A 12,791-nucleotide genomic window follows, 5' to 3' on the forward strand; every position below is an offset into this window, starting at 1 on the left:
GGGAGCCTCTGCAGTGCCGGCCACGGCCGCCGCCGGGAGCACGACCGCGGTGCCGGCGCCTCGAAAAGGAGGGCTGTTCGGGCGTCGGCGTTCGGATGCCGAAGAACTGCGGGCGTGGATCGCAAGGACACAGGGGCTGGATGCCGCGCAGGTCGCCGGCCTCGTACGGCAGGTCGAAGCGGAGGCCGCTGCACTGCGTGAGCGGACGTCCGCCGAAGCCGCCGAGGAAGCCGAGGAGATCCTCAAGGACGCCCGTGAGACGGCGAAGGAGATTCTCGGCGATGCGCGCCGGGCGGCGAAGGAGACCGAGCGGGTCCGCAAGGAGGCCGACCGACACCGCAAGGACGTCTTCGACGCCGAGCGGCGGCTAGCTGAACTGCAGGACCGGATCGTCAACGCCGACGAGACCGCCATGCTGCAGGAGGCCGGGATCTATGCCTACCGGCATGCGCTGCACGACGCGATTGCCTACCGAAGCCGGCTCGACACGCTGCAGAACGAGATCAAGGCGCTCGCCCGTGCGGGCCGCGCTGTCCAGGCTGCCACGGACTGGACGGTCAACGGCTCCAAACGTGAGGGCCAGAAGATGGTCCGCGACTTCTCCAAGCTCATGCTGCGCGCCTACAACGCCGAAGCCGAATACGCCGTGCGGTCCATGCGGCCGCACCGGCTGAGCTCCCTCGTCGACCGGCTCTACAAGAGCCGCGAAACAATCGCCCGGCTCGGTGCCACCATGCATATCCGGATCACCGACGAGTACCACAACGCGCGCGTACGGGAGTTGGAACTCACCGCCGACTTCCTGCAGAAGAAGGAAGAGGAGAAGGAGGCTCAACGCGAGGTACGCGCCCGGGAGCGTGAGGAGGCAGCGGTCCAGCGGGAACTCGACCGGCAGCATGAGAAGCTGAACAAGGAACTCGGCCACTATCAAACAGCACTTGACCGCCTGCGCGAGCGCGGTGACGAGGCGGCTGTGGCGGAGATGCAGGCCAAACTGACCGAGATCGAGAACGCTCTACAGGACGTCGAGTCCCGCGCGGCGAACGTCCGCGCCGGCTATGTGTACGTCATCTCGAACATCGGCGCCTTCGGCGATCGCATGGTGAAGATCGGCATGACGCGTCGACTCGAACCTTTGGAGCGTGTCTACGAGTTGAGTGGCGCGGCTGTGCCCTTCCGTTTCGATGTACACGCGTTGATCTTCAGCAAGGACGCGGTCGGCCTGGAGACGGAACTCCACCGGCAGTTCGCCTCGCAGCGGGTCAACCAGGTCAACAGCCGGAAGGAGTTCTTCTATGCCACCCCGGCGGAGGTGCGCAACGCGCTGCAACGTTTCGCCGGACAGCATCTGATCGAGTTCACCGAGGAACCCCAGGCGCTGGAATGGCGGGCCGGCAGACGCATGGGCGAAGCCGGTGCGCCCGTCGCAGGCGCAGGAGGAGTTGCAGCCCGGACAGCATGATGTGCGACCGAGCATCACTACGATCACGGTCATGGATTGGCTGGAGCGTGCCGCGAAACTGAGGCAGTGGAGCCGGGACGGGGTGCGGGCGCCGCACAAGCCGTTGCTGCTGCTGTACGCGCTGGGCCGTTTTCAGGCGGATGCCGCGGACGAGTTGCCGTACAGCGCGGTGGAGGCGGATCTGAAGCAACTGCTGGTGGAGTACGGTCCGCCGCGCGGGACCACGCCCGCCTATCCCTTCCACCATCTGGTCAGCGACGGGGTGTGGGAAGTGCGGACCGAGCACGGCGTCGGCAGCCCAGGCACCGGTGTGCGGGAACTGCGGGCAAGCCGGGCCACTGGGCGGCTGGCCCCGGATCTCCAGGTGGCGCTCCGGCGGGAACCGTCACTGCTGGGCCGCATGGCCAGGGTGCTGCTGGATCTGCACTTCCCGGCGTCGCTGCACCAGGACCTGCGCGACACGGTGGGCCTGGAACTGGAACTGGCGGAGACCGACGCCCTGAAAGCGCCCGACAGGCGGCAGCGGGACCGGTCGGCGGCGCCGCGTCATTTCCCAGCATCGCTTCCCATGGGGAACGTACCCCATTCTCCTGGAAGCCACTCGGCGCAGAAGCCGAGGGATCCATTCAGGGGGCCTGGCACACGTCCGTGGCATTTTCGGCCACTCGCCGGCGGCACCCGGCTGCGCCGCGTAACCTCACGGACATGGGGGCATCAGCATCCGGTGCAGGTCAGGGCGTCGGCGAGGGGGCGCGACGGCGGCTGGACGCGTACACGTACCTCAGCGCGCCCGAGCGACTGGAGCACCTCGCGATCATGCGGGTCTTCTGCGGAACGCTGCTGGCGGACCTTGCCGTCCCGGACATCATGGCGAAGCTACGCCAGAGCGGTGGTTCCGCCGCAAGGCTCGACGCCGACAGTCTCACGGTCCGGCTGGAACAGCTGGTGACCTGGGGAAACCTACTGCGCAGCAGCCACACTGTGAAGGCGTCCAGCATCAGCGAGTACCAGCGTTCTCGCTCGCGCTACCAGCTGTCGAAACTGGGCGAACGCATCCAGCGGGATGCCGACGGGGTCCTTGCCGAGGCCGACGCCGCCCGCGAGGTGAGCAACGAACTGCTGGCCCTGGTCGAACGCGGGCTGCGGGAGCTGGCCGGCCTCGTGACCGCGCCGGGGGGCATCCAGCCGCAGGACGGGCTGGAGCGGATCAGCACGCTGTTCGTGCAGTTCAGCGAGTTCGCGGACTCCATACGCGACTTCTACGCCTATCTCGGCCAGGTGTTGTCCCGCTACGACCTGGACAGCGCCGAGTACCAGGGCTTCAAGGAGCTGCTCCTGGACTACGTCGAGGCGATCACGGAGGACGTGGCGTTCCGCGCGCCCCGGATCTCGGCCGCGCTGGACACCCTGTGGCCACACATACCGGCTCTGCTGGATCGGCTGGACGCCCACGTCCAGGGGCTCACCGGGCTGTCGGCGCAGGGCGAAGGACGCCCGGAGGTCCGGGTCCAGCGCAGCCGGGGCCGCGAGCTCGCGGACTGGGAGGGCCTGCGCGGCTGGTTCAGGGACACCGACGGCCAGGGCAGCCAGGTCGATCAGCTGCGGGACGCCACGCTGCGCGCGTTGCAGTCGCTGCTCGCCAACGCCAAGCGGATGCTGCGGTCGGCCACCGGGGAGATGTCCCGGCGTAAGGATCTGCTGCGGCTGGCCCGCTGGTTCGAGGAAGCGGCGCCGCAGGACGCGCACGACATCGCCGTCGCCGCTTTCGGTCTGTACGGCGCCCGCCATCTGGGCATACCCCCGGCGACCGACGAGGTGGTGCCCGCCTACACGAGCTGGTGGACCGGTCCGGTGGTCGAAGTGCCGGTGGCCCTGCGGGAGAGGGGCAGCCGTGCCCAGCGGGGCCGGGCCTCCGCGGTGGAGGACCACTCCGCGCAGAAGGAGCGACTACGGGAGGCCGCCCGGCAGCAGGCGGCGGCCAGGGCAGCGGCGGCGGACGAACTGCGCAGCGCGTCGGGCCGGTTCGCCGACGTACGGCTCACCTCGGCGGCGCTCGGGTTGCTCTTGGAACTGCTGGCCACGGCACTCGGAAACGCTCAGCTCAGGAGACTCGCCGATACGGACGGGGAGGGGCCTGCGGGCTTCGGCCTCGACTCGGCGCGCAGCGAGGACGCCGAACTGGGCATCCGGCTCACCGTGCTCCGGACGGCGGGCGCGCGGACGGTGCTGTACTCGGCCGACGGTGACCTGCTGCTGGACGACCTGGAGCTGGACATCAGCCGTATCGCCGCCGCGGTCGACGGTGAAAGCGTTGTCGACGGCGAGGCTGAGGTGAGCGTGTCATGACCCTTCCCTCGACTCACGACGTGGCCTTGGCGGCCGAACGCCGTACCGCCGCCCGGCTGCTGCTCGCGCACCCCCTGGTCGCGTCCGACGGCCCGCATGCCGACCTCTTCCCGCTGATCCGCCGGCACGCCGACTGGCTGGGCAAACGGTTCCAGCAGGTGCTCGGCTACCGCCTGCTGGTCGACAGCTCCTTCGCCCGGCTGTTCAAGGCGGGGCTGGGGGCGAGATCGGGTCACCGCCTGGAACGCTCCACCGGCACCCCCTTCACCCCGCACACGTACGCCTGCCTCGCGCTGGCCCTGTCCGTGCTGGTCACCGCGCCCGAGCAGATGCTGCTGTCGCACCTGGTCGCCGACATCAGGGCCGCTGCCGCCGACGCGGGGATCGAGCTGGGGGAGACGGGCCGGGCGGCCGGGAAGCGGACCCTGGTAGCGGCACTGCGCCGGCTCGTCGAGTGGGGCGTCCTCGTCGAGACCGAGGGCCAGGTGGCTGCGATCGCGCAGGAGGCGGGCGGAGAAGCCCTGATCACGGTGGACCGGGAGCTGGCACGCGTGGTCGTCGCCGGCCCGCTCGCGCAGGCCCGGGACGGCGCCGACCTGGTCCGACGGGCAGCAGACCCGGGGTTCAGCGGGCCGCGCACCTACGTGCGCCGGATGCTCGTAGAGACACCTGTCGTCCACCTCGACGAGCTGACCGACGCCGAGCGCGACTGGCTGCGCACCCGGCAGCGCCGGGAAGCCCAGGCATTCTCCGAACTCCTGGGTCTGGAGATGGAGATCCGCGCCGAGGGCGTGGCGCTGGTTGACCCCGAGGAGGAGTTGACGGATCTGCACCTGCCGGGCACCGGGACCATCGCACAGGCCGCGCTGCTGTTGGTGGAACGGCTCGTGGAACGGCTTCGGCCGCAGGAACCGGGGCATCCGGCGACCGGCGGGACGCTCGTCATCGGGGTGGCCGTCCCGGACGGCCTGGTGGACGAGGTGCTCGCCGAGCTCATCGCCGAGTACGGGCAGCGCAGCAACTGGCAACGCGGCTATCTGGAGGACCTTCCCTCCCTGCGAGAGGCCGTGCTGGACTTGCTGGTCCGCATGCGGCTGATGACCCGCACCGGGCGACTGCGCGCCGAGGGAGAAGGTCTGCCGGAGGGATACGCCGAAGAGGCGCCGGAAGGACGCACGGTGACCGATGTCCATGGCGCACGGCCCGGCGGCGAGGGCTGGGTGCTGCTGGCCGCGGCGGCGCGCTACGCCACCCTCGTGACCGTGCGACCGGCTGCCAAAGCTCGCCAAGGAACCGATGTGCAAGAGGAGTTGCCGCTATGACCACCGACGCGCGTGGCCTCGTTCCGCTGCCGCGTTCCGGCCCCGCGACGACCACCGGCACCCGCTTCCGACTGCACCGGGCAGGCATCCAGAACGTCTGGCAGTACGACGCTCAGGAGTTCTCCTTCGGCGACGGACGGCTGCTCCTGCGCGGCAAGAACGGCGCGGGCAAGTCCAAGGCCCTGGAGATGCTGCTCCCATATCTTCTGGACGGCGACTCCCGGGCGCTGGACGCGACCGGCACCGGCCGCACCACGCTCCCCTGGCTGATGCTGGACGGGTTCGAGCAGACCAATCGTCTCGGGTACCTGTGGGTGGAGTTCCAGGGCACGGCCGAAGACGGCGGCCACCGTTTCCTGACGCTCGGTGTCGCCATCCGTGCCTCGAAGTCGACGCAGAAGGCGCTGCCGACGTTCTTCGTCACTCCGCTACGGATCGGCGAGGACCTGCACCTGGTCGAAGGCGGAAAGCCGCTGCCGGTCGACCGACTCAAGGAGCTCGTCGGCTCCGACAACACGACCGAGCGTGCCGTCATGCACCGCTCCCGGGTAGCCCGAGACCTGTTCGGCATCACCGACGCGACGCGCTACCGCAACCTCACCCAGCTCCTCCACCGGCTGCGGCGCCCCACGGTCGGGGACCGCATCGAGCACGGGGGCCTGGCCTCCCTGCTGAGCGAGACCCTGCCGGGGCTCGACGAGGACGTGGTCGAGAAGGTGGCACGCAACCTCCACGACCTCGACGCCGTACGCGACGAACTCGGCCGCCTGGAACGCACCGACACGGCACTGCGCACGTTCCTCACCAGTTACCGCGGCTACCTGGCCGGAGTCCTGCGTACCTCCGCGCAGCGAGTCAGCCACGAGCTGGGCGTCCTCACGCAGCGGCGCCGGGCGGCCGGAGACGCCGCACAGCGGACGAGCGACCTGCGGACGCAGGAGGAGGAGTCGGAGGGCCGGCTGGAGACCCTGCGCGAGGAGGAACAGGCAGCCCGGACCGACCTGGCCGCCCTGCACGCCAGTCACGCCTACCGCAGCCTGCGCGAACTGTCGGAACGCCGCGGCACGGTGGAGGCGCTGCACACCGCCGCCGAGGCCGCCTTCACCACCCTGCACAACGCACATGACGCGGAGGAGAGTACGGCGGAGCGGCTGGCCGAAGGGGTCGAACACCTAGGGAGTCGGCTGGCCGAGCTTGGAACCGAACACCGCGAGCTGCTGACGCAGGCGGAGAAAGCCGGGCTCCCCACCGGCCATCTCGGCGAGGCGGTGGCTCTGTCACGCACCGTTCTGTCCCAGTCCACCGAGACGGAGTCGACGACTCCAGATGGGGGGACGCGCACCGTACGGCATCGGTCGGCAGCCCGCGCGGACACAGCCACCACGCGGGAAGCACTGCGGTCCTGGCAGCACCAGCTGGAGGACGCCGAGAGGGTCGCGAAAAACCGGGCCCGGATGGTCCAGGAAGTTAACCGCCTCATCTCACGGGCGGATGCGGCCCGCGCCGGAGCGGCTCAGGCCGATGCCGAGCGGGAACGGCTGGAGGGCGAGGCGGAAGAGGCCGCCGGCCGTCTTGACCTCAGCCGCCAGAACGTGGCCGAGGAGAGCAGCATCTATGCGGGCAGTGTCGCCGAGTGGACAGCGCACACGCGGACCGTGCTGGGGCCCGACTGCCCGCCGCTGGACGCCGTCCATGCCACGGTCGGCCACGAGACCTCCACCGACGCACCGTTCGCGGACCGCACGCTGCCGCCCGACATCGACAGCCAGGCGTGGCGAACCGCTCAGGCCGCGCTCGAACCGTACGGCGAAGAACTCACCAGACGCCGGGACGCACTGGCGCTCGGCGTCGGCCGACTCGATGAGGAACTCGACCGCCTGACGGAGCAGAAGCGGGACTGGGAGCAACGTACCGACCCTGAGCCGTCGGCCCCGCACCATCGCGTCGCCGAGAGGAGGTTGGGCAGCGGAGCCCCCTTCTACCGGCTCGTGGACTTCGCGGACGACCTGGCACCGGTCGACCGGGCCGGTCTCGAAGGGGCGCTGGAAGCGAGCGGAATCCTGGACGCGTGGGTAGGCGCGGACGGCGTCCTTCTCGACCCTCGCACCCGGGACACCCTCCTCCAGCCCGGTCCCGCTCTGTCCGACGGACCGACTCTCGCTTCGGCCCTGCGCCCGGCCCCTGAACCGGGGTGCGGTGTGACGTCCGAGCGCGTGGAGGGTCTGCTGGCCGCTATCGCGCTCACACCGGCAGCACAGACCGCCACACACAACGCGGTGTACTACGACGGCAGTTGGCGTCTGGGCGTGCTCAGCGGGCGTCACGACAAGGGCGACACCGAGTACGTGGGGGCCGCCGTACGCGCCGAGACCCGGCGGCGCATCCTCGCCGAGCTGGAGGAGCGGATCGCGCTGACGGAACAGCGGCTGGCTGGCGTCCGCGAGGAACTCGCCGTAACCGATGCCATGCGTCGGGCACTCACACTCGCGGAACGGGACTTCCCCCGGGCGCAAAATCTCGCGAACGCATGGAGCAGGGCCGAATCAGCCGACAAGACCCTGCGTGACCTGACCGTCAAGGCGACCCGGGCGGCACGGCAGGCCGAGGAGGCCCGCGCTCTCGCGGTGTCGGCGCGTGCCGAGGCGGACGCCACCGCGACCGCCCACGACCTGCCCGGCGACCCTGACGCATTGGACCGCGTACGCACCGCACTGGCTGCCCTGCTCAGCGGTGTGGGACATCTACGCAGGGCAGTCGGCGGCACGGGCGAGCGGCTCGGCGCGAATCAGACGGATGCCGAACGGTACGAGCGTGCCCGTGAGGATCGCCTGGCCGCGGAGGAGAGCTACCGGATTCATCTCAACGGACTGCGCACCGCGGAGCAGGACCTGCGGACCCGCGAGGAGGCCATCGGGTCGTCCGAGGAGGAAATCCTCACCCGCGAGCAAGAGACCAAGCAGCGCATTGCGAGCGCCGTCCGCGCCTTGCCTGGGGCGCAACGAGCCCGCGACGACCTCCACGACCTGCGCGTGCGGGCGGAAGAGGACGAGAAGCGTCTGCGCGGGACCCTGGCGGACCAGGAGACGGAGGTCATCGACACCGGCAGCGCTCTTCGCGGTGCTCTCGGCCGACCGGAGGTGGTGCTCGGCGCCGGCCTTGATCGGTCCTCGCTGCCCGAGTACGTGTCGGATGATCCGAGCGTGGACGTCCGCAGCCGTCTGCGAGCGCTGCGGGCCCTCGCCGACGCCGTGGAACAGGCCCTCGGCCGCCCGAGGGGCGAGGTGTCGGACAGCGCCCTGCTCATCCGGCACACCGCGCTGCGAGACCAACTGGCCGGCGGATACGACGCACAGCTGGAGGAACGCAACGGGATCAAGGTGTGCCGCCTGGTCGACGACCACGGGTCTCATGACGTCGCGGCCGTGGGCGAGCGGATCGCAGTCCAGGCCGCGGAGGCCCGAGGACGACTCACCGAACGCGAACGCGAGGTGTTCCAGCGGTTCCTGACCGGCGAGCTCGGCGACCATCTCTCGACACAGGTCATCACCGCGGCGAACCTGGTCGCGGCTCTCAACGACACCCTGCGGACCGTGCGCACCTCCCACGGTCTCGGCGTCGAGCTGCTGTGGAAGCTGGACGAAGACGTGGACGCGGACGTCCGGGCAGCCGTGGATCTGCTGCGCAGTCCGTCGAGCCTCCGGACGCGCGAGGAAACCGAGCAGCTCCGCGAAGTCCTGCAACGCCGGATCGAGGACGCCCGACGGGCCGATCCTTCAGCCGGTTACGCCGCCCATCTTCGGACCGCGCTGGACTACCGCGACTGGTTCCGCTTCCACACCTTCGTGGTCGAGGACGCGGCTCCGGGCCGCCGTAGGAAGCTGACCGGCCGGACCGGGCTCAGCCAGGGCGAACAACGGGTGCTCTCCTACCTCGTGCTCTTCGCCGCAGCCGCCGCCCACTTCACCAGCCTCGCCGAGTCGGCACCGCACGCGCCACGGCTGATCCTCCTGGACGACGCCTTCGCGAAGGTCGACGAACCCACCCATGGGCGGCTGGGCCGTATCCTCGTCGACCTCGATCTCGACTTCGTCCTCACCAGCGAGCGGCTCATGGGCAACTGGCCCGAGGTTCCGTCTCTGCACATCTACGAGTGCCTCCGTGATCCCCACGTACGGGGGGTGGCCACCCTGCACTACACCTGGAACGGTCGGCACCGGCGTCTGGTGTCCGTATGAGCGGGCTGCCCTCCGCAACGCGCGAATGGCTGACGGGCCCCGGGCTCACCCGGCTCTGGGAGAGCGTACGCAAACGCCTGGAGAGCAACGGCGTACAGGCCACCGGCTCCCTCCGGCTCACCGCGATGAACCCCCAAGAACGCAACGACCTGTCACTCCTGCTGGGCAAACCCCTCACCGGTGCCGCCGTGACGGTACAGCTCGACGTGCTCGACGCACGACTTCGCGCTTCGGCCGCCGGACTCGGACTCAGGCAAACCCTGGAGGAACTCGGCCCGCCCCTCACCGACCGTCGTGCCGCCCGCGCGAATGCAACGGCACGGCGGGAGCAAGTGTGGTCGTCCCTCTCTTCGTCACTGGACGCCTCCCCGCTAGCCGATCAGGAATGGCCCCGGCAGTGGTACGACCTGTTGCGGCGGGCCGGCGTTCCGCGAGGAGTGACGCCTGAAGCGGCGGTGTGGACACTTCAGCAGGCGGTCCAGATCCTCACTACCCTCCTCGGACCCGAGCGGGGCGGTGCACGCGGCCGAGGTGAACTCGCCGCAATGGCGACCGGCTCCGCGCACGGCCTGGACGACGGCACCTGGCTCGCACGCCTCGTCCAACGGGGTGTCGCCCTCGCCCATGGCACCGAGTTCCCCGACGACGCGGCCGGTCGACGCGCTCTGTGGCGGCTGGTCTCCGTCACCCCGGACGAGGTCTCCAGCACGGTGCTGGCGTACGGACTGCGACCCGACGGCGAGGGCTGGCGGGAGCGCGCCCTGCGGGAGCGGGCCGAGCATCACGCCGAAGCCCACGTCACACCACGCGACCTGCATGACCTTCGGCTGCAACTGCCCGCCGGAACGCTCATCCACATCTGTGAGAATCCGCGCGTGGTAGAAGCCGCGGCAGACGCGGCCTGCGTCCGGCCCCTCGTGTGCACGTCCGGCAGCGCCGCCACGGTGGTCTTCAGGCTTCTCGACGCCCTCGCCGCCACAGGCTGTCGCTTCACCTACCACGGCGACTTCGACTGGCCAGGGATCGCTCTGGCCAACCGGGTCATCCGCCGCTACGACGCCGTGCCGTGGCGTATGGGCACGGCGGATTACGAGCATCTGGCCGCTCGCAGCCAGGCTGAAGGCATACCTCAACTGGCGCTCGACGGCCGTCCGGTCAGCGCGGACTGGGACCCGGATCTCGCCCCTGCCATGACCGCCCTCGGCGTCGCGCTCCACGAGGAGGCGACCCTCGAGCTCCTGGTGGACGACCTGTCACGCCAGGCGTAGAGACATTGGCGCCGTGCTGAACTCCGGGAGCCAATCTGCTCCGCAAGCCCCCTCCAGACCCGTATGTCCTTAACCGCTCGCACTGTCAGTCCCTTTCGACATGATTGACGCCCACACCTGGTACATCACCGCGCCCGGGTGGGTCCGATCAGAGGCCAGGGGTGCGGTGTCGGAGATTGGAGCCCGATGGCCGCGGCGGAATCACGTACGTCCCTACCTTTCGGTTTCCTGCGTACGGTCATCGCACAGGCGTCCGACGACTCCCCGCCCACGCGCATGGCTGTCGAGGCGATACGCACGGCACCCCAGGGCACGGACCGGGACGGCCTGCTCATGGCCCTGCTCACGGGACCGCTCGCGCAGTCGGCACCCGAGTGGCTGTTGGCCACGGCGGTGGAGAGCGATCTGAATCGCGAATCGCAGCCGTACATGACGACCGACGGAATGGAGTTGACCCGCGTCGCCCTGTCGCACCCCGCCTGCCCGGACGCACACAGGGTGCGGTTTCTGCGGGAGTACGCTGAGGCGCGACTCGGTGTGCTTGGCCGGAGAGACGGTGGGGCAGCGCTCATCCGCGCCGTCGTTGCTGAGCTCCACCGCCGCTCGGCAACGGGCCTGAGCATCACCCCCGAGCTGCTGACGGCTCCGACACCCGCCCAGCTCGTACTCGGTGAACACGGCCTGCACGAGGACGTATTCGTCGCAGCCCTCGACTGCCTCCCATTCGGGCCGGACAAGCATGACGGCGAAGAAGACGTTGAGGCGTGGCTGGAGCGCCACCGTGCCGCATCCGACGCTTGGGACAACATGTGGTCCGGCATCCTCCGGGCGCAGACGGAGCATCACCGCCCCCTGCTGGCCTGGTCCGCGCGGCACCCCGCCGCCGATCGCGTGGTGCGCGAGCACCTGCTGGGCTCCTTGCCGTGGCACGTCGAACCGGCCTTGTTGGAGGAAGTCGCCGCACACGACCTGGAGTACTTCGGTCGAGCGGTCCTCCTCACCCGGATCTCCCGGTCCTGCCGGGACGGGCTGACGCCCGCGCAGGCACGGGAGCGCTACGCCGAGGAGCTGGCGGCTGCGTCCCAGGAAGAGCGGGACTACGTGGAGCGATTCCTCGACGAGGAGATGCAGTCCGGGTACCTCCAGACCATGGCCTGCCGCTCTGCTGTCGCCTGGGTGGAGCGCGCAAGCAGGCAAACCTGGCGGTTCCTCCTCAACCCCAGCGAGGCCCGGCGTCTCGGACGGCCCCGGGAATGGCTGGCGTCCGAAGAACTCGTCGCCGCCCTCGGCACCCGGTTCGCGACCATCTCCCTTACTGCCTTGAGCCTCTGGGAGCCGGACCCCGATTCGCGCTATCCGGTCGTGCGTGATCTCGGCTGGTTGCACGCACTCCTCGCGCATCTCCCCGAAGTCCCGGACGAGGCGCGGCAGAAAGCACGTCTCATGGTGCAGGAAACCCGGCGGGCTCTGTCCGCCCGGTCCGGTGCGCACGGCTACTCCTCCTCCGGCCATTCCGCGTGGGAGGAGAACCGACGGGCCAATGAACTGATCGCCACCATCATGCCGCTCATCACCGATCCCGTCCCCGCCTTGCCGGGCCGACGCACGGCCTCCCTCGGCGACCCGCAGGGCATCGGTTTCAAGAAGCTGGCGGACGCCGACGAGAACGTTCTCGTCGCCTACCTCGACCGGCACACGGGCAACGACACGCTCGTCGAGGAGGCCCTGCTCTCCTTCGCCGCCCGCTCCTACCGGAAGTCCCTCACCTTTGACGACGTGCTGGCCCGCCACTCCGCCCCACAGCAGACCCTGCTCGATCTCACGCTGCACCTGCGCAGGCGCCTGGGCGGCGGACCAGACCTTCGTGGGAGCTGGGCCGAGATCATGCTGGCCCGGCCCGAGTGTCCTGCGGAGTTGCTCCGGCTGCTGCCTGCCTGGTCAGCGCTGAAGGCCCGCGGCCCGCACTACGACACCACACATCCCGCAGTCGCCGCCTACGTCACCGAGGCCCTCGGCGACAGTGACGCGGCGTGGCAGCGGTTCGCGGCGAGTCCCATGTCGCACGCCGGCCCGGGCGCCTGGCATCGGCTCGGCGACCTCCTCGACGCGGCAGTCAAAGGGACCGCGTGGCCGACGCCTCCGCCGGGACGATGACAGC

Annotated in this window: 6 protein-coding genes and 1 pseudogene; all 7 read left to right on the top strand. The window is 70.0% G+C overall.

Annotation, left to right across the window (positions count from 1 at the left end; translation table 11 throughout):
- The first annotated feature begins 13 nt into the window (after positions 1 to 13).
- Entirely contained in the window at positions 14 to 1,462 is a 1,449-nt protein-coding gene (locus OIB37_RS04930) for a DUF4041 domain-containing protein (RefSeq protein WP_330456281.1), read from the top strand.
- Positions 1,463 to 1,493: 31 nt separating this feature from the next.
- Positions 1,494 to 1,994 (top strand): annotated as a pseudogene (locus tag OIB37_RS04935) (phosphorothioated DNA-binding restriction endonuclease); the annotation flags it as partial.
- 173 nt (positions 1,995 to 2,167) lie between these two features.
- Positions 2,168 to 3,808 carry a TIGR02677 family protein gene (locus tag OIB37_RS04940; protein ID WP_330456282.1) on the top strand — a complete coding sequence of 547 codons (1,641 nt, stop codon included), beginning with the start codon at positions 2,168 to 2,170 and terminating at the stop codon, positions 3,806 to 3,808.
- Positions 3,805 to 5,130 carry a TIGR02678 family protein gene (locus tag OIB37_RS04945; protein WP_330456283.1) on the top strand — a complete coding sequence of 442 codons (1,326 nt, stop codon included), beginning with the start codon at positions 3,805 to 3,807 and terminating at the stop codon, positions 5,128 to 5,130. Before OIB37_RS04940 ends, OIB37_RS04945 begins: the two co-directional genes overlap by 4 nt.
- Complete coding sequence (locus OIB37_RS04950) at positions 5,127 to 9,365, top strand: TIGR02680 family protein (protein WP_330456284.1); 4,239 nt, start codon at positions 5,127 to 5,129, stop codon at positions 9,363 to 9,365. Before OIB37_RS04945 ends, OIB37_RS04950 begins: the two co-directional genes overlap by 4 nt.
- A complete protein-coding gene (locus tag OIB37_RS04955; protein WP_330456285.1) occupies positions 9,362 to 10,633 on the top strand; it encodes a TIGR02679 family protein in 1,272 nt (423 codons plus the stop codon). The genes OIB37_RS04950 and OIB37_RS04955 overlap by 4 nt, the downstream gene beginning before the upstream one ends.
- 276 nt (positions 10,634 to 10,909) lie before the next feature.
- Positions 10,910 to 12,787 (top strand): hypothetical protein, encoded by a 1,878-nt coding sequence (locus tag OIB37_RS04960; protein ID WP_330456286.1) that lies wholly within the window; start codon positions 10,910 to 10,912, stop codon positions 12,785 to 12,787.
- Positions 12,788 to 12,791 lie beyond the last annotated feature (4 nt).

It is taken from the genome of Streptomyces sp. NBC_00820, from assembly GCF_036347055.1.
Taxonomy (GTDB): domain Bacteria; phylum Actinomycetota; class Actinomycetes; order Streptomycetales; family Streptomycetaceae; genus Streptomyces.

Excerpts from the sequence above, each read along its gene's own strand:
- OIB37_RS04955 (WP_330456285.1), top strand. The coding sequence starts at position 9,362 with ATGAGCGGGCTGCCCTCCGCAACGCGCGAATGGCTGACGGGCCCCGGG.
- OIB37_RS04960 (WP_330456286.1), top strand. The coding sequence starts at position 10,910 with ATGGCTGTCGAGGCGATACGCACGGCACCCCAGGGCACGGACCGGGAC.
- OIB37_RS04950 (WP_330456284.1), top strand. The coding sequence starts at position 5,127 with ATGACCACCGACGCGCGTGGCCTCGTTCCGCTGCCGCGTTCCGGCCCC.
- OIB37_RS04945 (WP_330456283.1), top strand. The coding sequence starts at position 3,805 with ATGACCCTTCCCTCGACTCACGACGTGGCCTTGGCGGCCGAACGCCGT.
- OIB37_RS04940 (WP_330456282.1), top strand. The coding sequence starts at position 2,168 with ATGGGGGCATCAGCATCCGGTGCAGGTCAGGGCGTCGGCGAGGGGGCG.